The organism is Conexibacter sp. W3-3-2 (assembly GCF_009707605.1).
Taxonomy (GTDB): Bacteria; Actinomycetota; Thermoleophilia; order Solirubrobacterales; family Solirubrobacteraceae; genus Paraconexibacter; species Paraconexibacter algicola.
Window position 1 is genome coordinate 674008 of the sequence record NZ_WLYW01000001.1, and the last position, 21048, is coordinate 695055.

Genomic DNA, 21048 nt, shown 5'->3' on the forward strand with positions numbered 1-21048 from the left:
GGCCCTCGCGCGGCGTGCGGTCCCCGTGCCGGGTCAGGCGCTGGCCGCGGCGACGAGCGCGCGGGCCGGGATGCGCAGCGACCCGTCGGGCTGGGCGAAGGCCGCCAGCTCGGCGTCCACGGCGTCCCGCAGCGCGTAGTGCTCGGCCGGGCTGAGCTTCGCCGTCGTCGACCGCAGGCTCGGCGAGCAGTGCAGCTGCTGGTCCCACCAGGCGTCGGTGTCGGCGGCGGTGAACGCGAAGTCCAGCGGCTCGACCTCGACGTCCTCGAACCCGACGCCCCACAGGAGGTCGGCGAGCTGCTCGGGGTCCGGGAGCGCGAACGGGCCCGGCTCGCCGCCGCCGGACGCGGGCACGGCGCCGAGCCGCACGAGCAGCCGGCCCATGCTCCACGGGTTGTGCTCGGCGGCCGCCCAGGTCGCGATCGCCAGGCGCCCGGCGGACTTGAGCGTGCGGCGCGCCTCGCGCAGCGCCGACTCGGGGTCCGCGAGCAGCATGATCCCCCAGCGGCAGAGGATCGCGTCCAGGGACGCGGCGGGACGATCGATCCACTCGGCGTCCATCGGCTCGAACTCGACGTTGTCGAGCCCGAGCTCGGCGGCACGCGCCTTCGCCACCTCGACCATCGCGAGTGCGGTGTCGGTGCAGACGAGCGTGCCGCCGGGGCGGATGAGCTCCGCGGCGAGGAACCCGGTGTCCCCCGGCCCGGCCGCCAGCTCGAGCACGGTGTGCCCGGGCTGCGGCCGGATCAGCTCGACCATCCGGTGGGAGACCGGCGCGGCCGCCCCCTGGAAGGCCGCGCGCGCCGCCGCCCAGCCGGCCGCCGCGTCCTCCCAGCGGGCGCGGCTGTCGGCGCGGAAGGCGTCGGCCTCCTCCGGGGGATGCTCACCGCGGCGTCACGAGACCTTGACGGTGAACGTGACCTTGACCGGCTCGGACGTCGTGCCCGTCGCGTCGGTGGCGCGGACGAGCAGCTCGTACGTGCCGGCCCGCAGCTTCGGGAACGCCGTCGACTTGAGGTTGTACGCCCAGCGCCCGTCCTTGACCGCGACGTTCGTGTACCGCGGCTTCTTGCAGGACAGGACCTTGAACGCGGCCGTCTTCACGTCGAAGAACGTGCACGAGCCGGACTGCGCGCTCGTGGCCGTCTTCTTCGTCGTCTTCGGGGCGAGCTTCACGCGACGGATCGCGATCTGCACGCCGCCGATGCCCGACGCGTCCTGCGCCGTGCCGGAGAAGGCGACCTTGCGGGCCTTCTTCGTCGTGCGCCTGACGGTCTTGCCGTTGCGGCGCGTCGTGGTCGTGCGGACCGTGTAGAGCTTCACCGTGGCGTTCGCCTTCGGCGCCGCGATCGTGACGGTCGGCGGCGTGCCGTCGGAGCCCGCCCCGGCGCCGCCGACGTTCACCGTCACGGAGGCGAGGGTCGTGGAGATCGCGTCCTGCCGGTCCACCACGACGAGGCGCGTGGTGTAGGAGCCGGCCTTGGCGTAGGCGTGCTGCACGGTCGGGGTGACCGTGGAGACGCGCGGCGAGCCGTCGCCGAAGTCCCACGCGTAGCTCTTGATGCCGCCGCCGGCCAGCGCCTCGGGGTCGACCGACTTCGAGCCGTCGAAGGTCACGGTCTCGTTGATCGCGTAGTCGGTCTTGGCGACCGCGATCGACGGGGTCGGCGGCTTGTTGTAGTACTCGTCGGCGCCGCGGTCGGCGGCCGGGGCGCCGACGCGCGGCTCGCCGTCGACGTCGGTCGTGGACTCGCCCTCGACCTGGGCGCCCGCCTTGTCGATCGCCGGCGAGCCGACGCGCAGGTGGAAGTCCTCCTTGCCGGGATCGGCGAACAGCGCCTCGGGCTGGTTGCTCTCGTTGCCCGACGCGGTGATCGTCACGCCGCCCGCGGAGGTCGCCGTCGCGGCGGCGTCGGAGTTCTTCACGTCGATCGCGACGGTGGGGCCGGTGAGCAGCAGCGGCACGCTCGGGGCGGCCTCGCCGGTGATCGAGCCCTTCACGATCGAGCGGTCGACCTTGACGTCGACGTTGCCGACCGAGCCGCCGAGGACGGCGGCGGCCTGCGCGTCGACGGCGATGCCCTTGGCCGACCCGGCGACGGTGACATGCCGCAGGTCGAGCGCGATGTCGCCCGCGGTGGCGGCCAGGCCACTGGCGATCGTGACGTTCACGCCCGCGCCCGTGGTGCCGCCGGAGAAGATCGACGAGTCGGCCCGGAGCACCTTGTCGACCGCGCTGGAGGCCGTGGAGCTGACGAGCAGGCCGTCGGCGGCGGGACGCTGCGCGTTGGCCGTGCTGCGGACGATGCGGTTGGGGACGCCCGCCGCGGCGCCGGTGAGCTGGATCGCCGGGCCCTGCTCGGGGCCGGAGATGACGAGCGTGTCCTCGATCAGCAGCGAGGACGCGGCGCCGCCCTTGAGCGCCGCCTGCGTCTGGCCGCTGGTGCCGCTGGGCTGGTTGATGATGAAGGACTTGCGGACGGTGACGGTGCCGCCGACGGCGTCGTCGACGAGCAGCGCCGGGGCGTCCTCGCCGCTGGCGGCGGCGCGCGCGAGGAACGAGGAGTCGAACGTCGTGCCGGTCGCGCTGACCCGGACGACCGGGCCGCCCTGCGCCTGCCCGCTGAGGAAGAGGTTCTTCAGGACGGTGCCCTCGCCCGTGCCGGCGGTGCCGTTGCCGACCCGCAGGACCGGCGTGCCGGCCGCCGTGCTCGAGCTGGTGACGACCGCGCCGCCCGGCTGCGCCTCGATCGTGACGTTCTTCTTCGTCACGACGATCGGCGCCTCGACGTACGGCGTCCTGCTCGCCTTCAGCGAGATCGTGTCGCCGTCCGCGACGGCGGCGTTCGCGTCGGCGATCGTCCGGCAGACGTTCCCGGCGCACCCCGCGGGCGCGGCCTGGTCGACCGTGAAGGTGGTGGCGGCGGAGGCCGTGGCGGGCAGCGCGAGGGCGCTGCCGGCGACGACGAGGAGCTTGCTGACCCGTCCTGGCATAGCGGGGGATGCTAACCGCGCCCGCAGCGGAACGCGCCGGGAAACGCAGATCAGTCCAGCGCGCGCCGCAACAGCTTCCCGGACGCGGTCCGCGGCAGCGGCGTCGGACGCAGCTCGACGGTCTTGGGGACCTTGTGCCCGGCCAGCAGCGACCCGCAGTGCTCTCGCAGCTCCGCGGCGCTGGGATCGGTGCCCGGGCGGGGCACGACGACGGCGACGACCGCCTCGCCCCACTCAGGGTCCGGGCGGCCGAGCACGGCGGCCTCGAGCACGGCGGGGTGCCGTTCGAGCGCGGCCTCCACCTCCGCGGGCGCGACGTTCTCGCCCCCGCTGATGATCGTGTCCGCGGTGCGGCCCACGACCGTGAGCCGTCCGTCGCCGTCGAGGCGGCCGAGGTCGCCCGTGCGCAGCACGCCGTCCTCCCCCGCGGCGCTGCGCGACACCGTCGGTCCGGCGAGCAGGATCTCGCCGTCGTCGGCGACCGTTACGCGCGTGCAGAACAGCGGCGGGCCCGCGTCGGGCTGCGGGTCGCCCGGTCGCTGGATCGTCGCCATCGCGGTGCTCTCGGTCATCCCGTAGGTCTGGGCGACCGGGACCCCGGCCGCCCGGGCGCGCTCGACGAGGACCGGCGGGATCGGGCCGCCGCCGGCGACCGCGGCGCGCAGCCGCGGGGGCTCGCGCAGCCCGGCGTCGAGCAGGCGCGAGAGCGTCGTGGCGACGACGCTGATGACCGTCGGGCCGTCCGCCGCCGCCAGGCGGGCGGCGATCCGCTCCGCGTCGAAGCCGTCGTGCACCTCCGCGGTCGTCCCGGCGATCGCCGACCGCACGAGGATCGACAGGCCACCGACGTGGTTGAACGGGAGCGCCGAGAGCCAGCGCTCGTCCGCGGGGTGCCCGATCGCGGCGGCGCTGCCCTGGGCGGCCCACAGCAGGTTGCGCAACGTCAGGACGACCGGCTTGGGCGTGCTCGTCGTGCCGGAGGTGTGCAGCAGCACCGCGGCGTCGTGCTCGTCGCGGGCGAGCGGGTCGGGCGCGGTCAGCACGCGGGTCGGCAGCGGCTCGTCGACGACCAGGACGCACGATCCGGTCTGGTGCGCGACCTCCGGGGCGGCGAGCTTCGGCGACACCGGGACCGCGGTCGCGCCCAGTCGCAGCGCGCCCCAGAACGCGGCCGCGAACGCCGGCCCCGGCGGGAGCAGCAGGCCGACGCGGTCGCCGCGCCGCACGCCGCGTCCGGCCAGCGCACCGGCCGCCGCCCCCGCGAGCCGGTCGAGCTCCGCGTACGGCACGCCCTGGAGCGCCTCCACGTGCGGACGCGCGCGCGCCGAGCGCCGGACCCAGCAGCCGATCTGCATGTCCCAGAGGCTAGCCTCCAGGGCATGTCAGTCACCTGGACCGAGGCCGCACCGGACGCGCAGTACACGGACATCCGCTACGAGAAGGACGGTGCGGGGATCGCGAAGATCACCATCGACCGGCCCGAGGTCCGCAACGCGTTCCGCCCCAAGACCCTGATCGACGTGGGCGACGCGCTCGAGCGCGCCCGCGAGGACCAGGAGGTCGGGGTCATCATCCTCTGCGGCGAGGGCCCGCACGCCTTCTGCTCCGGCGGCGACCAGAACGTCCGCGGCGACACCGGCTACATCGAGGAGGGCGCGTCGGTCGGGCGCTTCCACGTCACCGACCTGCAGGTCCAGATGCGCCGCCTGCCCAAGCCGGTCATCGCGATGGTCGCGGGCTACGCGATCGGCGGCGGCCACGTGCTGCACCTCTGCTGCGACCTGACGATCGCCGCCGACAACGCCCGCTTCGGGCAGACCGGCCCGCGCGTCGGCTCCTGGGACGGCGGCTTCGGCGCCTCGCTGCTGCGCGACCTCGTCGGCCCGAAGAAGGCGAAGGAGTTCTGGATGCTCTGCCGCCAGTACGACGCCCAGCAGGCCCTCGACATGGGGCTCGTCAACACGGTCGTGCCGCTCGAGCGCCTCGAGGAGGAGACCGTCGCCTGGTGCCGGGAGATGCTCGCGCTCTCCCCCTTCGCGCTGCGGCTGGTGAAGTCGAGCTTCCACGCGCACGAGGACGGCTACGCCGGCATCCAGCAGCTCGCGCACGACGCGAACCTCCTGTTCTACGGGGCGCCCGAGGCGCAGGAGGGCCGCGACGCCTACAAGGAGAAGCGCACCCCGGACTTCTCGAAGTTCCCGCGCCGCGCATGAGCACCTCGATGAGCCCGGTGCGCATCTGGGTCATGGCGGCCCGGCTGCGCACGCTCCCCGCCGCCGTCGCACCCGTGCTCGTCGGCACCGCCGTCGCCGTCCAGGCGACCGACGACCTGCGGATCGGGACGTTCGTCGCCGCGCTGCTGGGCGCGATCTTCATCCAGGTCGGCACGAACCTCTCCAACGACTACTCCGACGCGCGGCGCGGCGCGGACACCGAGGACCGCCTCGGTCCCGTGCGGGTCACCGCGGGTGGCCTGGTGCCGCCCCAGCGCGTGCTCGTGGCGACCTACGTGACGTTCGGCCTGGCCGTCCTGTGCGGCGTCTACCTCGTGGCGGTCGCCGGCTGGGAGCTGCTCGTCGTCGGCGTGCTGTCGATCGCCGCCGGGGTCCTGTACACGGGCGGCCCGCGGCCCTACGGGTACGAGGGTCTCGGCGAGGTCTTCGTGTTCCTGTTCTTCGGCGTCGCCGCGGTCGCCGGGTCGACGTTCGCGCAGATCGAGGAGTGGCCCTGGGAGTCGCTCGTGCTCGCGGTGCCGGTCGGCCTGCTCGCCAGCGCGATCCTCGTCGTCAACAACGTGCGCGACATGGACACCGACAAGCGCGTCGGGAAGCGGACCTCCGCCGTGCGGCTGGGCCGCGAGCGCTCCCGGGACCTGTTCGCCGCCATGGTCTACCTGTCGTTCCCGGCGGCGCTCATCCCGTGGATCGGCGGCTCGCTGGGCCCCGCGACGCTGCTCGTGCTGCTCGCGCTGCCGCTGGCCGTGCCGCTCGTGCGGACGGTCCGCACGCACACCGACGGGCCGACGCTCAACGGGGCGCTCGCGCAGACCGGCCAGGTCCAGCTCGTGTTCTGCGTGCTGCTCTCGGCGGGGATCCTGCTCAGCTGAGCGGGCTGCTCGGGTAGGTTCGTCGCACCGTGCTGGACGTCTCGGTCGACACCGTCGAACTGCCGCTGCGCACCCCGCTGCGCACCGCCTGGGGGACGCTGCGCACGCGCTCGATCCTCGTGCTGACGATCGTCGGCAGCGACGGGGTCGTCGGGCGCGGCGAGGCCGCCCCGCTGGAGCCCTACGACGGCGTGCCGTTCCCGGCGGTCGCCGCCGCGCTGGAGCAGTACGCGGAGATCCTGCGCCGCTCCCGCGGTCGCAGCGGCGCCGGGCTCGTCGACGCGTGCCGGGACGCGGTCGACCTCCCGCAGGCGCTCGCCGCGGTCGACATGGCGCTGTGGGATCGCGCCGGACGCCGCGAGGGCCGGCCGGTCGCCGCGCTCCTGACCGACCGTGCCGCCGCCTCCGTGCCCGTCAACGCCACGATCGGCGCCGACGGCCCGGACGCCGCGGCCCGCGCGGCCGCGGCCGCGGTCGAGGCGGGCTTCGACACCGTGAAGGTGAAGGTCGGGGTCGGCGACGACCTCGCGCGGCTGCAGGCGATCCGGGCCGCCGTCGGCGACCGGCTCGCGCTGCGCCTGGACGCCAACGGCGCCTGGTCGGTCGACGAGGCGGTCGCGCGGATCGAGGAGCTCGCCACCGTCGGCCTCGAGCTCGTCGAGGAGCCGGTCCACGGCGTTCCCGAGCTGCGGGAGGTGCGCGAGCGGGTGCCGGTGCGGATCGCGATGGACGAGACCGCCGCGCTGCCCGGGGCGGTCGGGGCCGGCGCCGCGGACGCGATCTGCCTGAAGGTCTCGCGCGGGGGCGGGATCGGTGCGCTGACCGTGCAGGCGGCGCTGATCCGCGCGGTCGGTGGCGAGCCGTACCTGGCGTCCACCTACGACGGGCCGCTCGGGATCGCGGCCGCGGTCCACGTGGCGGCCGCGCTGGGCGTCGAGACGCCGTGCGGCCTCGCGACGCTCGACGCGTTCGACCTGCCGATGCCCGCGGCGCTCCTGCCGGTCGACGGGCGCATCGCCGTGCCCCCGGGGCCCGGGCTGGGCGTCGACGGGCCGCTCGGCTGAGCGCGCCGCTCAGCCGCCCCGCAGGACGGCGGCGACCGCTGCGGGCGCCTCGCGCAACAGGCCGTGCCCGGCCCCGTCGAGCACGTGCAGCCGGGCCTGCGGGAGCGCCGCGGCGAGCCGCTCGCCCAGCGCGCGGTACTTCGCGTCGCGGCCACCGACGACGACGTCGACCGGCAGGTCCAGGGCACCGAGACGGTCCCAGAGCGCGGGCACGCGACCGGGCGAGAGGCCGCGCAGCACCGCCGCCAGGGCCTGCGGGTCACCGGCGCGGACCTCGGCCTCCTGCGCGGCGCGCACCGCGGGCGGATCGTCGGCGAACAGCGGCTGCGCCGACCAGCGCGCCGCGAACGCGTCGAGGCCCCCCGCGAGGAGCGCGTCCGCCAGCCGGTCGTCGGCGGCGCGCCGCGCCGCACGCTCCTGCTCGTCGGCGATCCCGGCGGTCGTCGCGACGAGCACCAGCCGCGAGAACCGCTGCGGTGCGGCCACCGCGGCGTGCAGCGCGACGCGGCCTCCGAGCGAGTAGCCGGACAGACCGACCGGTCGGTCGGGCAGCGCGCCGAGCACGTCGGCGACGCACGCCTCGACGTCGACCGGACGGACGTGCGCCCGGTCCCCGTGCCCGCGCAGGTCGAGCGGGAGCGCCGGATAGGCTTCGCCGCCCGCGGCCGCGCGCACGGCGTCCCACGACGCCCGGGAGCCGGCGAACCCGTGCAGGAGCACCATCGTCATGACCGCCACCGTAGACATGTACCTCCTGCTCCGCGCCTTCGTGGACGAGCTCGTCCGCGGCGGGGCCTGCGCCGCGGTCACCTCCCCGGGCTCCCGCTCCACCCCGCTGGTGCTGTCGCTCGTCCGCGACGGGCGGCTGCCGTGCGTCTCGAGCATCGACGAGCGCTCCGCCGGGTTCCTCGCGCTCGGCATGGCGAAGGCCAGCGGCCACCCCGCGGTCCTCGCGTGCACGTCGGGCACGGCGGCCGCGAACTACCTGCCCGCGGTGATCGAGGCGCACGAGTCGGGCGTGCCACTGATCGTCCTCACCGCCGACCGCCCACCGGAGCTGCGCGCCACGGGCGCGGGCCAGACGATCGACCAGCTGAAGCTCTACGGGAGCGCCGCGCGCTGGTTCCAGGAGGTCGGCGTCCACGACGCGACACCCGAGCGGCTGCGTTGGATCCGCGCGCTCGCGGGCCGGGCGATCGCCGTCAGCGTCGGCGCGGGCGGCCCGGCCGGCCCGGTGCACCTGAACTGGCCGCTGCGCGAGCCGCTCGGGCTGGACGGCCCGCTCCCCGAGCAGGAGCCGGGCGGCGGCGGCCGCGCCGACGGGCGCGCCTGGGTGTCCGTGGCGACCGCGCCGACGGACCCCTCGGGCGCCGTCGCCCCCGTCGCGGGCCTCGCGCGCGCCGCCGCCCGCGGCCTGATCGTCGCCGGCCGCGACGAGGCGGTCCCGGCGGGTGGCTGGCGCTCCCCCTCCCCGCTCGCGGCCGCGGTCACCGCGCTGTCGGAGGCGACCGGCTGGCCGGTGCTGGCCGACCCGCTCTCCGGGGCGCGCACCGGCCCCGGGGCGATCGCCCACTACGAGGCGCTCCTGCGGCACGAGCCGTTCGCGCGGGAGCACCGGCCCGCCGTCGTCCTGCGCGTCGGCGACCTGCCGACCTCAAGCCGCTGCGCGCCTGGCTGGCGGGCCTCGAGGCCGTGCAGGTCGCCGTCGACGAGCGGCTGCGCTGGCAGGACCCCGACCAGGTCGCGGACCTCGTGCTCCCCTACCCCGCCGCCCCGACGCTCGCCGCGCTCGCCGCCGCCGTCACCGCGGGCCGGGACGAGCCCGTCGACGGGACGTGGCGCGCCGCGTGGCGCGATGCGGACGCGCGCGCCGCGAGCGCGATCGCGCACACGCTCGGGGAGGAGCTGACCGAGCCGCGCATCGCCGCGGAGCTCACGGCGTCGCTGCCGCCCGAGGCGACCCTCGTGGTCGCCGCCTCGATGCCGATCCGCGACGTCGAGTGGTTCGCCCCCGTGCGGGACAGCCCGGCGCGGGTGCTGGCCAACCGCGGCGCCAACGGGATCGACGGGACGATCGCCACCGCCTACGGCGTTAGCGCGATGAGCGCCGGGCCGACCGTCCTGCTCGTCGGGGACGTGACGCTCGCGCACGACATCGGCTCGCTGCTGACCGCGCGGCGCACCGGGATCCCGCTGACGATCGTGCTGCTCGACAACGGGGGCGGCGGGATCTTCGACTTCCTCCCGGTCAGCGGAGAGCAGGACGCCTACGAGGCGCACGTCCTCACCCCCACCGGGCTCGACCCCGAGAAGGTCGCCGACCTCTACGGGCTCGCGTACCAGCCCGTCCCGGACCTCGCCGCGCTGAAGCTCGCGCTCGAGGCGTCGCTGGAGTTCCACGGCACCGCGCTGCTGCACCTGCGCACCGACCGCGCGCGCAACGTCGAGCTGCACCGGCAGGTCTGGGACGCGGTGGCCGCCGTCCTCTAGCGGTCAGAGCGCGAGGACCGGGAGCAGCGCCTGCAGCTTGATCTCGGTCTCGGCCAGCTCGGCGGCCGGGTCGCTGTCGCGCACCACGCCGACGCCGGCGAAGCAGCGCGCGACGCCCCCGGTCAGGAGCGCCGAGCGCAGCGCGACGCAGAACTCACCGTCCTCCCCCGTGTCCGCCCAGCCGACCGGGCCGGCGTACCAGCCGCGGTCGAACCCCTCGAGCTCCGGGATCATCGGCGCGGCCACGGGCAGCGGCTCGCCGCCGACGGCGGGCGTCGGGTGCAGCAGCCCGGCCAGCTCGATCACGCCGACGTGCGAGGCGAGCTGCGCGCGGATCGGCGTGCCGAGGTGCTGGATGTTCGCGACCTTCACGACGATCGGCTCCTCCGCCGACGTCACCCAGACGCTGTGCGGGGCGAGCGTGCGCTCGATGCGGCGCGTGACGATCGCCTGCTCCTCGCGGTCCTTGGTCGAGCGCAGGAGCGCCTCGCCGAGGTGGTCGTCGACCGCCGGGTCGGCGCTGCGCCGCGTCGACCCCGCGAGCGCGAGCGTCCCGGCGCGCAGGCCGTCGCGCTGGATCAGCAGCTCCGGGCTCGCGGCGAGGAACGCGCTGTCGCCGCGACCGGCGCAGACGATGTAGCAGGACGGGAACGCGTCGCGCAGGACGCCCAGCACGCCGCCCGGGTCGTGCGGGGCGGCGCCCGGACCGGTGTGCACCTGCACCTCGCGGGCGAGGACGACCTTCTGCAGGCGCCCCGCCCGGATCCGCTCGACCGCCCGCTGCACCGCTCCCTCGTAGTGCTCCGGCGGCATCGTGCTCGCGACCCGGGTCCGTGACACGGGCGACGGGTCGAGCACCGGCGGCGGCGCGTCGCGCAGCTCCCGCAGCCGGGCGTCGAGCCGGGCGAGCACGTCGGCGACGTCGTCGTCGGCGTGCACGAGCGCGGTGACGGTCAGCCGCAGGTCGCCGCCACGGCGGACGATCGCGACCTCGGGAACCTGCAGCGACGCGGGCGCGAAGCCCTCCCAGTGCGGGGCGCGCCCCCCGTCGGGCGCGAACGAGAACCCACCGACCGCGACCGGGCCGCTGCCCCGCGGGCCGTCCCCGCGCGGGTCGCAGACGGCGTCGGCGGCCAGTCGCCGCCAGCGGGCGGCCACGACCGCGAACCGGTCCTCGCCGCGGGCCTCGAGCGCCACCGCGCAGCCGAGCGCGGTCAGCGCGGCGCCGTCGCGGTCGGGCTGCTCGAACACGAACCACGGCTCCCCGGACCGGCGGGAGGCGACGACCGTGCCGGTCGGGTCGACGTCCGGCGGCAGCGCCCACGTCGCGGCGGCGAGCACCGCCCCACCGCGGACGGTGCGGGCACGGCGACAGGCGATCTCGAGGTGGTGCTGCAGCCGCGCGCGATCGCCGGGCGCGGGCAGGAAGGGGCTCGCGTCGGTGTCGGTGGCGGTGTGGCCGAGGACGGTGCGCATCCCCTGCACATTCTAGAAGGCCGCCGTCGGCGGCCCGGGTCAGGCGGCGCGCGTCAGCTCGATCGGGCGCGTCGCCCTGCGGCGGCCCGTCGTCACGACGATCTGCGCCTCGGTCCGGCGGGCGCGCAGCCGCGCCAGCGTGGCGCGCGCCTGCTCCGGCACGCGGGCCCGCACGCGGAAGGTGCCCGCCGCCGTGACGGTCCGGCGCGCGGTGGCGAGCGTGACCGTGCGGCCGCCGATGCGCGCGACGAGCCGGACCGCGTACGTGCCGGGACGGTCGGCGTCGACGCTGACGAGCAGCCCGTCGCGGCGCACCGTCGTGATGCGGGCGGCGGGCTTGGCGCGCACGGCGAGCGGGACCGGCCCGGTCATCGAGGGTGGCAGCGCACTGGACGGGCTGGCCGGCGCCCGGAACGGGCCGGTGACCTCGAACGTCATGCCGGTCGCGACGCCGCCGCGCTGCGAGCTGAAGTACAGCCGCCGGCCCGACGGGTCGAAGGTCACGCCGGCGATCTCGGTCTCGGCGCCGTGCAGCGGCCCGCTGAGCTGCAGGAACGGCGCGACCTCGCGCTGCGCGGTCACGAGGACGACCTGGAGGTCGTCGGCGTCCTCCCCGACGAACAGGTCCCCGGACGGGGCGTGGACGCAGATCGCGTCCGGGTCCTTCAGCGGCGCCTGCGGACCGATCGCGACCCCGTCGTAGAGCAGCGCGAGCCGCTCGGTCGCGCACTCGTACGCCCAGACGCGGTCGTCGCGGGTCGAGGTGAAGTACACGACCCCGGTGTCGAACCACATGCCCTCGCCGCGCTGGAACTTCAGGCTCTCGGGCACCTGCCGGCGGGTCGGGGTGCCGCGCTGGAACAGCGGATCGGGGACCGGCACCCAGCGGATCGTCTCGCCCCGGCCCGGCGTGGCGATCTCGAGGATCCCCGCGGACAGGTCGGGGTAGCGGTCGGGGGTGAAGCGGTAGAAGCCGGAGTCGCCCTCGTCCTCGGTCATGTAGAGGCGCTTGCCGACCGGGTCGACGACCGCCGCCTCGTGGGTGAAGACGCCCAGTGCGGGCCGCACGACGGCGCGCTGGGCGCCGAGCGGGTCGCACTCCCAGACGCGGCCGGTGTCGATCTCCTCGCAGGAGAGCCACGTCCCCCACGGGGTCGAGCCGCCACCGCAGTTCGTGCTCGTGTTGGCGAGGATCCGGCGGGCGCCGGTGACGCGGCCGTCGCGGTCGAAGGAGACCGAGGAGACGCCGCCGACGGCGGGGATCTCCGAGTTGACGGTCAGGACGTAGCCGCCGTCGGGCTGCGCGAACGTCGCGGCGCCGTCGGGGAACGGCGGCCACACGTAGGTGGTCCCGAGGACCGGGGTTCCCGCCGCGGCGATCAGGCGCGAGGAGAAGCCCTGCGGCAGCGCGATCCCCAGCGGGTCGGCCGCGCCGAGCGGCCCGTACGGTCCGACGCCCGGGGTCGCGGGCGACTGGGCCAGCGCCTGCCTCCAGAACGCGGGCCCCATCGCCAGGGCTCCCATGGTGAGCGCGGTCCCCCGGAGGAACCCGCGCCGGTCGACGACGTGCGGCATGGGGCCAGCATCCCACCGCGGCCCGGGGCCGCGGTGAATGCCTGGTGAACGGTCACGTTCAGGCGGGTCGGGGCGGGCCCCCGACCCGACCGGGCCGCGGGACTAGGTCTCCTGGCGGCCGCGCGCGATGGCGATCTCGCCCGTGCGCATCATCTCGATCAGGCCGAACGGGCGGACCATCCGCTCGAACGCCGCGACCTTGTCGGTCGTGCCGGTGATCTCGATGATGATCGACCGCTTGCCGACGTCCACGACCTTGCCGCGGAAGATCTCGCAGATCTGCAGCACCTCGGCGCGCGCGGTGCCGTCGGCGGCGACCTTGAAGAGCGCGAGCTCGCGGGCGACCGTGTCGGCCGGCTCGAGGTCGCGGATCTTCAGCACGTTGATGAGCTTGTGCAGCTGCTTGGTGACCTGGTCGATCGGGTGCAGCGCCCCGTCGACGGTGAGCGTCACGCGCGAGATCTGGTCGTCGTCCGTGGGGCCGACGGTCAGCGTGTCGATGTTGAACCCGCGCCGGGCGAACAGGCCCGCGATGCGGGTCAGGACGCCGGGCTTGTTCTCGACGAGGATCGACAGGACGTGCTTGCGCCCCGTCATCAGGCCGCCACTGGCCTCGAGCTCCTCGAGGCTCAGCAGCTGGTCCTTGGTTCCGGGCTCACCCATCGCTCAGCCCACCATGTCCCGCGCCGCGGCGCCCGGGGCGATCATCGGGTAGACGTTCTCCTCGGCGGTGACGCGCGCGTCGACCACGACCGGGCCGGGGACCGCGAAGGCCGCCTTGAGGTCGTCGACGAGCGTGGTCTTGTCGGTCAGGCGCACGCCGTGGCAGCCGTAGGCCTCCGCGAGCTTCACGAAGTCCGGGAACTGGCCGAGGTCGACCTGCGAGTAGCGGCGGTCCCAGAACAGCTCCTGCCACTGGCGGACCATGCCGAGGTAGCCGTTGTTGGAGATCACGACCTTGACCGGGATGCCCTCCTGGGCGCAGGTCGCGAGCTCCTGGGCGTTCATCTGGATCGACCCGTCACCGGAGATGCAGACGACGGTCCTGTCCGGGCACCCGATCGCCGCGCCCATCGCGGCCGGCAGGCCGAAGCCCATCGTGCCCAGGCCGCCGGAGTTGATCCAGCGCCGCGGCTCCGGGAAGTCGTAGTACTGGGCCGTCCACATCTGGTGCTGGCCGACGTCGGACGTGATGATCGCGTCGCCGCCGGTGGCCTCGTAGACCGCCTGGATCAGCCGCTGCGGCTTGATCTCCGTGCCCTCGCTGTCGTCGTAGCGCAGCGGGTAGCGGGTCTTCCACTCCTCGATCCGGCCGTTCCACTCGTCCAGCCGGCCGCTGTCGGCGTCCAGCGCACGGTACTCCTCGACGAGCTTCGCCAGGACCGACTTGCAGTCCCCGACGATCGGGATGTGCGCGGGGATGTTCTTGCTGATCTCCGCGGGGTCGATGTCGATGTGGATGAACTTCGCGCGCGGGGCGAACTCGCTGAGCTTGCCGGTGATCCGGTCGTCGAACCGGGCGCCGACGCAGCAGATGAGGTCCGCCTCGTCCATCGCGTAGTTCGCCGCGCGGGTCCCGTGCATGCCGAGCATGCCGAGCCACTGCGGGTCGGGCGCCGGGAACGCCCCGAGGCCCATCAGCGTGCAGGTGCACGGGAAGCGGTCGGCCCGCACGAGCGCGCGGAGCTCCTCGCTGGCGTTCGCGTTGACGACGCCGCCACCCGCGTAGATCACGGGACGGCGCGCGGCGGCGAGCGCCTTGGCGGCCTGCCGGATCTGCTTGGTGTTGCCCTCGGTGTTGGGCTGGTAGCCCGGCAGGCGCACGTCGGTGACCGGCTCGTACGGGATGTCCACGCGCGAGAGGTCGGTCGGGATGTCCACGACGACGGGGCCCGGGCGGCCGGTGCGCGCGAGGTAGAACGCCTCGTGCAGCGCCCGCGGGATCTCCGTCGGGTGGGTGATCATGATCGAGTGCTTGACGCCGGGCATGGTCATGCCCATGACGTCGGCCTCCTGGAAGCCGTCGGTGCCGAGCAGCTCGGTGCGGACCTGACCGGTGATGAAGACGACGGGGACCGAGTCCATCATCGCGTCGACGATCGGCGTGATCAGGTTCGTCGCGCCCGGGCCGCTGGTGCCCAGGGACACGCCGACCCTTCCGGTCGCCTTGGCGTAGCCCTCGGCCGCGTGGCCGCCGCCCGCCTCGTGGCGGACGAGGACGTGGCGGATCCCGGCGTCGTACAGGGCGTCGTACGTCGGGATGTTGGCGCCGCCGGGAAGCCCGAATACGACCTCGACGCCCTCTGCCTTCAAGCACTCCATCACTGCGTCAACTGCACGCATGCTGCGCTCAACCTCCTTCCGACATGACTCGCGGGACTCGATGAGATGACGAGAGCCGCACCGGGGCGGCTCTCAGAGCGACGAGTGTACCAACGGGTTTGGGCGTCGCCGCGCCCCGCACGGCGCGCTTCAGCGCGTGGCCGCCGAGACCTCGGTCGTGTAGTCGAGCTCGTTGCCGCAGCCGACGCACAGCGCGTCGTGCAGCATGCACTCGCGGCCGCAACGCGGGCACGGCCGCCGCGGCTCCTCCCCGTCGTTGCGGTAGGCCATCGCGACGAGCAGCCCGATCCCGGGCACGATCGCCCCGATCATGAACCACAGCGTCACCGAGCTGCCCTTCGTGCGGCCGATCACCGCGGTCGCTATGCCGAAGGCGACCGCGAGGAAGATGTAGATGCTGCCGCCCACGCGATCCTCCGGGTCAGAGGGTCCGCAGCGCCCAGACGACGGCGACGAGCGCGAGGACCACGGCGAGCATCGTGGCGACGCCCGCGACGATCCCGATCACGATCTTGAAGAGGACCCAGGCAGCGACCGCGAGGACGAGGATCGCGAGTGCACGCTGCTTCAGCGAACTGCGGGACTCGGACATGGATCGAGGGTACTACGCGGCTCCCCCCGGCCTCCCGGGAACGGGCCGGGGCCCGCCGTGACGCCGATCCCCATCATCGTCACGGCGGGCCCATGGTCGGCCCACAACACCCTCAGGAGGAGAGAGCGGTCAGTGCTCGCGTCGGTCAGCGCCCTGCCGGGTGTCACCGGCCGGCCGGGTGCTGGCGAGCTTCGCGAGCCGGTAGCGCCGGATCTTCGGCGCGTACGGCGAGCGGTCCTGCTGCTCGGTGACCGCCAGCAGCTGGAGCCGGCTGATCGCGTTGGCGTGGCTGCTGGAGGTCATGGACAGCATGGTGCCGGGACCTCGCTCTCCGCGGCATGGGCAGCCGGTCGGGAATCCCTGCGGTGTCCTTCGCCCTGCGGTCGAACGCCGTCGCCGCGTCAGTGCGCGCGGGCGATCGCGCCGGCGGCGTCGAGCGCGGGCCGCATCGGCGCCGGGATCCGGCGGCGCACCCGCCAGCGGGCCCCGGAGAAGGAGTGGTTGGCGACGGTCGCGAACCCCGCCTCGTCCTCGCGCAGGGCGAGCAGCAGGTGCGAGATCCGGTCGGCGGACGGCAGGTCCGGGTGGTTGACCCGGATGCAGTAGCAGTGCACGCGCCGGCCGCGGTCGCGGACCAGGAGCGCCCCGCCCTCCCCCAGCAGCCAGACGCCGAGACGCCCACGCTCGAGCACGAGGCCGGTCCGGGCGTGCAGCTCGCGGGCCTCGTGCCCGACGAGGTCGCCGAGGAGGCCGAGCGCGGTGCGCTCCGGGCCGTCGGCCGCGCGCCGCTTGGGCCGCACGACGTTCGCCCCGCGCTGCGCGTAGAGCTCGGGGATGATCCAGCCCTGCGCGAACGCCATCAGCGCCACGGGCGCGGTGAGCGGCTCGACGAGCAGCAGGACGATCCCGGTGACGGTGAACGGGATCACGTAGCCGAGCGTCGAGAGCGTCCAGCCGTGCCCGCGGCGGCGGAGCTGTCGCTCGTCGACCCGCGGGCGCCACGAGACGGACGCCGTCTCCGGGAGGACGGCGTCGGCGGGCTTCGCGGAGGTGCTCACCCGCCGGAGATCGGCAGGCGCATGATCACGAGGTCGGCGTCGATCGGCAGCTCGCGGACCTGCTCGGCGTGCCCCTCCCCGGTCGAGACGATCGCGTAGTAGCCGCGGTCGAGCTCGGCGCGGAAGGCGGTCGCGGCCGCCTCGATCGCGGCCTCGTCGGTCGCGGTCCACTCGGCGAGGGTGGTGTGGCCGGTGCGGTCCATGCGGACGAGTCGTGACATGTCCCGATGGTACGCCCCGCGGCCGGGCGCGTCACGCCCCTGGCGCGCCCGCGCCACGTGCGCCGGTGACGGCAGGCCGCGCGGCGGCCGGCGCGGGCCGCGATCAGTCCCGGACGGCGGCCAGCCGCGCGAGGGTGGCGCGCGCGACGGCGGCGAACGCCGGATCGTCGTCGCGGTGCGCGACGTGCACGATCGTCGCGAACACCAGCGCCCAGCCGCGTGCCCGGTCCTCGAGCGCCGGGTCGACCGGCCCGTAGGCCGACAGGAACGCGGCCTCGTGCGCCGCCGGGACGGTCGTCCACCGGGCGGAGAGGTCGACGGCCGGGTCGCCCGCGCAGAGGTCCCCCCCAGTCGAGGACCGCGGCGAGGTCGCCGTCGGGGCCGGTGAGGACGTTGCGGACGTGCACGTCCCCGTGGATCCAGCGGCGTCCCGGCGCGGGTGGTGCGGCGCAGGCGCGCTCCCAGACCCGCGCGAGCGCCCCGGTGTCGGTCCCCGGCGCGGGACCGCCGGCCGCGGCGAGCAGCGGCAGCGGCGCGGGCCGCACCGCGACGTGCCCGTCGCGGTGCGGGTTGGCCGGCGCGTCCGGCGGGGCCGCGGCGTGCAGGCGGGCGAGGACTGCCCCGAGCCGCCGTGCCCCGGCGGCCGACAGCGGCCGCCGGTCGGCGGTGCTGCCGGGCAGCCACGGGGCGACGTGCCAGCGCCAGGGGTAGCCGGGGGCGGGCTCGCCGAGATGACGCGGGACCGGCACGGGCACGCCGAGGCGATCGGCGAGCTGCGGCAGCCAGCGCTGCTCGTGCTCGACGAGCGTCGCGCCCAGGGCGCGGCGCGGCAGCCGCACGACGAGGTCGTCGCCCAGGCGCCACAGCTCGTTGTCCCAGCCCGATCCCGCGTGGCGCAGCGGACGCTCGGCGAGCCCGGGGTGCTGCGCGCGCAGCAGACCCCGGACGAGCGCCTCGTCGATCGCGACCTCGGCGGGCGGGACCCCGGTCAGAGCCCGAGGGTGCTGCGGACGATCCTCGTCACTTCCTTGCCGTCGGCGCGGCCCTTCGTCTCCTTCATCACGAAGCCGATGATGACCCCCATCGGCTTCATGTCGCCGCCTCGGAGCCGCTCGGCGATGTCGGGGTTCGCGTCCAGGGCGGCCTGCACGACCGGGACGAGCTCGTCCTCCCCGCCGACCGCGCCGAGGCCGAGCGCCTCGACGACCTGCGCCGGGTCGCCACCCTCCGCGACGAGCTGGTCGAGGACCTTCTTGGCGCCGGTGATCGTGACCGCCCGGGCGGCGACCAGGTCGGCGAGCGCCGCGAGGGCGTCGGCCGGGACCTTCGAGTCCGCCGGGTCGCTGTCGGCCTCCAGGCGCTGCAGCAGCTCGTTGGCGACGAGGTTCGCGACCGCGACGCCGTCGGCCTGCGTGGCCGCGGCGGCCGCCTGCTCGTAGTAGTCGCCCAGCTCCGGCCGCCAGGCGAGCAGCTTGGCGGTGTCGGGGTGCAGGCCGAGCGCCTCGAAGCGGGCGGTGCGCGCCGCGGGCAGCTCCGGGAGCGCGGCCTTCGCGCGCTCGAGCATCTGCGGCGTGATCGTCACCGGCGTGAGGTCGGGCTCGGGGAAGTACCGGTAGTCGTGCGCCTCCTCCTTCGAGCGCATCGACGTGAGGCTGCCGGTCTGCGGGTCGAAGTGCAGGGTCTCCTGCTCGACCTTCTCGCCCGCGCGGACGAGCCCGACCTGCCGGGCGACCTCGGCGCGGATGCCCTGCTCGATGAACCGGAACGAGTTCATGTTCTTCAGCTCGGTCTTCGTGCCGAGCTCGGTCGACCCGGCGGGGCGGATCGAGATGTTCGCGTCGCAGCGCAGCGAGCCCTGGGACATGTCGACGTCGCTGACCCCGATCGTCTTCAGGGTCGTGCGCAGCAGCCGCAGGAACTCGCCCGCCTGCTCGGCGGAGCGGATGTCGGGCTCGGTGACGATCTCGGCCAGCGGCGTGCCCGCGCGGTTGAAGTCGACGACGCTCGTCGTCGAGCCGTCGATGCGGCCGCTGGAGCCCCCGTGGATCGTCTTGGCCGCGTCGTCCTCGAGGTGGACGCGGTGGATCGCCACGCCGCCGAGCTCGCCCGCGCCGCAGAGCGGTTCGTCGTACTGGCTGATCTGGTAGCCCTTGGGCGAGTCGGGATAGAAGTAGTTCTTGCGGTGGAAGATCGACCGCGGCGCCAGCTCGCAGCCGAGCGCCATGCCGATCAGCAGGCCGAGGTGGATCGCCTCCGCGTTGGCCACCGGCAGCGCCCCGGGCAGGCCCAGGCACGTCGGGCAGGTGCGCGTGTTGGGCTCCTCGGCGAACCCGAGCAGGCACGAGCAGAACATCTTCGTGCGGGTCTTCAGCTGGACGTGGATCTCCAGGCCGATGACGGTCTCGAACTCGGTCATGCGGCGCCTCCCTTCCGCGCGACGGAGCCGTCGAAGCCCAGCGCGCCCTCCAGCGCGAACGCGGCGTCGAGGATGCGGTTCTCGCTGAACGCGGGACCGGCGAGCTGCAGCCCGACCGGCAGGCCCTCCGAGAGGCCGCACGGGATCGAGATCGCCGGGACGCCGGCGAGCGAGAACGGCACGGTGAAGTAGTCCTCCAGGTACATGGAGAGCGGGTCGTCGGTCTTCGACCCCAGCGGGAACGCGACGCCCGGGGTCGTCGGGGTGACGATGAGGTCGACGTCGGCGAACGCGGCGTCGAGGTCGCGGCGGATCAGCGTGCGGACCTTCTGCGCGGACGCGTAGTAGGCGTCGTAGTAGCCGCTGGACAGGGCGTAGGTGCCGATGAGGATGCGCCGCTTGACCTCGGGGCCGAAGCCGTCGTGGCGGGTCCGGGTGTACATCGACAGGAGGTCCGGCGCCTCGGTCCGCAGGCCGTAGCGGACGCCGTCGAAGCGCGCGAGGTTGCTCGACGCCTCCGCCGGGGCGAGCACGTAGTACGCGGCGATGCCGTACTCGGCGTGCGGGAGCTCGACCTCGCGGATCTCCGCGCCGAGGTCCCGTGCGGTCTGGAGGGCGGCGTCGAACGCGGCACGGACCCCGGGCTCGATGCCGTCGCGCTCGACGTCCTTGGGGACCCCGAGCGTGATGCCGTCCAGGCGCTGCGCGGTCGGCAGGACGGTCGCCTCCGGGAGGCCGACCGAGGTCGCGTCGCGCGGGTCGCGCCCGTGCATGTGCGCGTAGAGCAGCGCGGTGTCGGTGACGTCGCGCGCGAACGGACCGGCCTGGTCCAGCGACGAGGCGAAGGCGATCATCCCGAAGCGGCTGCAGGCGCCGTAGGTGGGCTTCAGGCCGACGATGCCGCAGAGCGCGGCCGGCTGGCGGATCGAGCCGCCCGTGTCGGTGCCCAGCGCCCACGGCGCGAGCCCGGCGGCGACCGCGGCGGAGCTGCCGCCCGAGGAGCCACCGGGCACGCGCGAGGTGTCCCACGGGTTGCGGGTGGGACCGAAGGCGCAGTTCTCGGTGGAGGAGCCCATCGCGAACTCGTCCTGGTGGGTCTTGGAGAGCAGGCTGGAGCCCGCGTCCTGGAGCCGCTGCACGACCGTCGCGGTGTAGGGCGGCAGGTAGCCCTCGAGGATCTTCGAGCCCGCCTGGGAGGGCACCCCCTCGGTGCAGAAGAGGTCCTTGACGGCGAGCGGCAGGCCGCGCAGCGACTGCTCGCGCAGGGCGGCGAGGTCGGCGGGGGCGGCGTCCGCGACCCAGCTCAGCGCGCCGAGGTCCTCGGCGGCGCTGGCGGCGCGGTAGGCCTCGAACAGGTCCGCGGGATCGAGCTCGCCCGCGTCGATCGCGGCGATCGCCTGTGCCGCGCTGAGATCGAGGATGTCGCTCATGCCTGCGGGCTCGGGACGCGGTAGCCGTCGTCGGCGACGTCGGGCGCCTGGGAGAAGGCGACCTCGCGCGGCAGCGACTCGTGCGGGACGTCGGGCCGCAGCGCGCTGTCGACGTCGACGACGTGCGCGGTGGGCTCGACGGCCGAGAGGTCGAGCGCGCTGAGCGTCTCGATGTGGCCGAGGATCTTGGACAGCTCGCCGCTGGCCTTCTGCACCTCGTCCTCGGAGAGCTCGAGGCGGGCCAGGCGCGCGACGTGGAGGACCTGCTCACGATCGATCATGC

21 protein-coding genes and 1 pseudogene are annotated in these 21048 nt (G+C 74.8%); 5 read left to right on the top strand and 17 right to left on the bottom strand.

What is annotated here, in order from left to right:
* Nucleotides 1-33 precede the first annotated feature (33 nt).
* The 3 genes from GKE82_RS03360 to GKE82_RS03370 form a co-directional block, all read right to left on the bottom strand.
* The gene (locus tag GKE82_RS03360) at nucleotides 34-759 is read right to left on the bottom strand and encodes a class I SAM-dependent methyltransferase (RefSeq protein ID WP_154732324.1); all 726 of its coding nucleotides are present in this window, start codon (nucleotides 757-759) and stop codon (nucleotides 34-36) included.
* A gap of 135 nt (nucleotides 760-894) precedes the next feature.
* Nucleotides 895-2994, bottom strand: a complete 2100-nt coding sequence (locus GKE82_RS03365) for a PKD domain-containing protein (protein WP_154732325.1) — start codon at nucleotides 2992-2994, stop codon at nucleotides 895-897.
* Between the two features lie 50 nt (nucleotides 2995-3044).
* Nucleotides 3045-4349 carry a class I adenylate-forming enzyme family protein gene (locus tag GKE82_RS03370; RefSeq protein ID WP_154732326.1) on the bottom strand — a complete coding sequence of 435 codons (1305 nt, stop codon included), beginning with the start codon at nucleotides 4347-4349 and terminating at the stop codon, nucleotides 3045-3047.
* Nucleotides 4350-4373: 24 nt separating this feature from the next.
* Here GKE82_RS03370 and menB point away from each other — a divergent pair, with 24 nt between their 5' ends.
* The 3 genes from menB to GKE82_RS03385 are packed head-to-tail and all read left to right on the top strand — an operon-like array spanning nucleotide 4374 to nucleotide 7164.
* Nucleotides 4374-5207, top strand: coding sequence for a 1,4-dihydroxy-2-naphthoyl-CoA synthase (menB, locus tag GKE82_RS03375; RefSeq protein WP_107571427.1), 834 nt, complete (start codon nucleotides 4374-4376; stop codon nucleotides 5205-5207).
* Complete coding sequence (locus tag GKE82_RS03380) at nucleotides 5204-6100, top strand: 1,4-dihydroxy-2-naphthoate polyprenyltransferase (protein WP_107571426.1); 897 nt, start codon at nucleotides 5204-5206, stop codon at nucleotides 6098-6100. The genes menB and GKE82_RS03380 overlap by 4 nt, the downstream gene beginning before the upstream one ends.
* A 29-nt stretch (nucleotides 6101-6129) precedes the next feature.
* Complete coding sequence (locus GKE82_RS03385) at nucleotides 6130-7164, top strand: enolase C-terminal domain-like protein (RefSeq protein WP_154732327.1); 1035 nt, start codon at nucleotides 6130-6132, stop codon at nucleotides 7162-7164.
* A 9-nt stretch (nucleotides 7165-7173) separates the two neighbouring features.
* On the opposite strand, the gene GKE82_RS03390 is transcribed toward GKE82_RS03385, so the two are convergent.
* Complete coding sequence (locus GKE82_RS03390) at nucleotides 7174-7893, bottom strand: alpha/beta fold hydrolase (protein ID WP_158277007.1); 720 nt, start codon at nucleotides 7891-7893, stop codon at nucleotides 7174-7176.
* Here GKE82_RS03390 and menD point away from each other — a divergent pair.
* Nucleotides 7892-9073, top strand: a complete 1182-nt coding sequence (gene menD / locus GKE82_RS03395) for a 2-succinyl-5-enolpyruvyl-6-hydroxy-3-cyclohexene-1-carboxylic-acid synthase (protein WP_154732328.1) — start codon at nucleotides 7892-7894, stop codon at nucleotides 9071-9073. The genes GKE82_RS03390 and menD overlap by 2 nt on opposite strands.
* A 71-nt stretch (nucleotides 9074-9144) precedes the next feature.
* Nucleotides 9145-9654 (top strand): thiamine pyrophosphate-binding protein, encoded by a 510-nt coding sequence (locus GKE82_RS27800; protein WP_230316396.1) that lies wholly within the window; start codon nucleotides 9145-9147, stop codon nucleotides 9652-9654.
* Nucleotides 9655-9657: 3 nt separating this feature from the next.
* On the opposite strand, the gene GKE82_RS03405 is transcribed toward GKE82_RS27800, so the two are convergent.
* From GKE82_RS03405 to gatC, 13 genes and pseudogenes are all read right to left on the bottom strand, one after another.
* Nucleotides 9658-11130, bottom strand: a complete 1473-nt coding sequence (locus GKE82_RS03405) for an isochorismate synthase MenF (RefSeq protein ID WP_154732330.1) — start codon at nucleotides 11128-11130, stop codon at nucleotides 9658-9660.
* Between the two features lie 39 nt (nucleotides 11131-11169).
* The gene (locus tag GKE82_RS03410; protein ID WP_154732331.1) at nucleotides 11170-12705 is read right to left on the bottom strand and encodes an alkaline phosphatase PhoX; all 1536 of its coding nucleotides are present in this window, start codon (nucleotides 12703-12705) and stop codon (nucleotides 11170-11172) included.
* A gap of 102 nt (nucleotides 12706-12807) precedes the next feature.
* On the bottom strand, nucleotides 12808-13302 hold the full coding sequence (gene ilvN / locus GKE82_RS03415; protein ID WP_146175503.1) for an acetolactate synthase small subunit: 495 nt from the start codon (nucleotides 13300-13302) through the stop codon (nucleotides 12808-12810).
* Nucleotides 13303-13371: 69 nt separating this feature from the next.
* Nucleotides 13372-15048 (bottom strand): biosynthetic-type acetolactate synthase large subunit, encoded by a 1677-nt coding sequence (ilvB, locus tag GKE82_RS03420; protein ID WP_154732332.1) that lies wholly within the window; start codon nucleotides 15046-15048, stop codon nucleotides 13372-13374.
* A gap of 129 nt (nucleotides 15049-15177) precedes the next feature.
* Nucleotides 15178-15456 carry a hypothetical protein gene (locus GKE82_RS03425; protein WP_107571418.1) on the bottom strand — a complete coding sequence of 93 codons (279 nt, stop codon included), beginning with the start codon at nucleotides 15454-15456 and terminating at the stop codon, nucleotides 15178-15180.
* Nucleotides 15457-15469: 13 nt separating this feature from the next.
* On the bottom strand, nucleotides 15470-15640 hold the full coding sequence (locus tag GKE82_RS03430) for a hypothetical protein (protein ID WP_154732333.1): 171 nt from the start codon (nucleotides 15638-15640) through the stop codon (nucleotides 15470-15472).
* Nucleotides 15641-15769: 129 nt separating this feature from the next.
* Nucleotides 15770-15943 carry a hypothetical protein gene (locus tag GKE82_RS03435; protein ID WP_154732334.1) on the bottom strand — a complete coding sequence of 58 codons (174 nt, stop codon included), beginning with the start codon at nucleotides 15941-15943 and terminating at the stop codon, nucleotides 15770-15772.
* Between the two features lie 98 nt (nucleotides 15944-16041).
* Complete coding sequence (locus GKE82_RS03440; protein ID WP_146175499.1) at nucleotides 16042-16698, bottom strand: hypothetical protein; 657 nt, start codon at nucleotides 16696-16698, stop codon at nucleotides 16042-16044.
* Nucleotides 16695-16919: a hypothetical protein gene (locus GKE82_RS03445; protein WP_146175498.1), complete on the bottom strand. Its 225-nt coding sequence runs from the start codon at nucleotides 16917-16919 to the stop codon at nucleotides 16695-16697. Before GKE82_RS03445 ends, GKE82_RS03440 begins: the two co-directional genes overlap by 4 nt.
* Before the next feature lie 356 nt (nucleotides 16920-17275).
* Nucleotides 17276-17911: pseudogene (locus GKE82_RS31185) on the bottom strand (phosphotransferase); the annotation flags it as partial.
* Nucleotides 17908-19335, bottom strand: coding sequence for an Asp-tRNA(Asn)/Glu-tRNA(Gln) amidotransferase subunit GatB (gatB, locus tag GKE82_RS03455; RefSeq protein WP_107571416.1), 1428 nt, complete (start codon nucleotides 19333-19335; stop codon nucleotides 17908-17910). The pseudogene GKE82_RS31185 and the gene gatB, both read right to left, overlap by 4 nt.
* Entirely contained in the window at nucleotides 19332-20765 is a 1434-nt protein-coding gene (gatA, locus tag GKE82_RS03460) for an Asp-tRNA(Asn)/Glu-tRNA(Gln) amidotransferase subunit GatA (protein ID WP_154732335.1), read from the bottom strand. Before gatA ends, gatB begins: the two co-directional genes overlap by 4 nt.
* A complete protein-coding gene (gene gatC / locus GKE82_RS03465; RefSeq protein WP_154732336.1) occupies nucleotides 20762-21046 on the bottom strand; it encodes an Asp-tRNA(Asn)/Glu-tRNA(Gln) amidotransferase subunit GatC in 285 nt (94 codons plus the stop codon). The genes gatA and gatC overlap by 4 nt, the downstream gene beginning before the upstream one ends.
* Nucleotides 21047-21048: the final 2 nt, after the last annotated feature.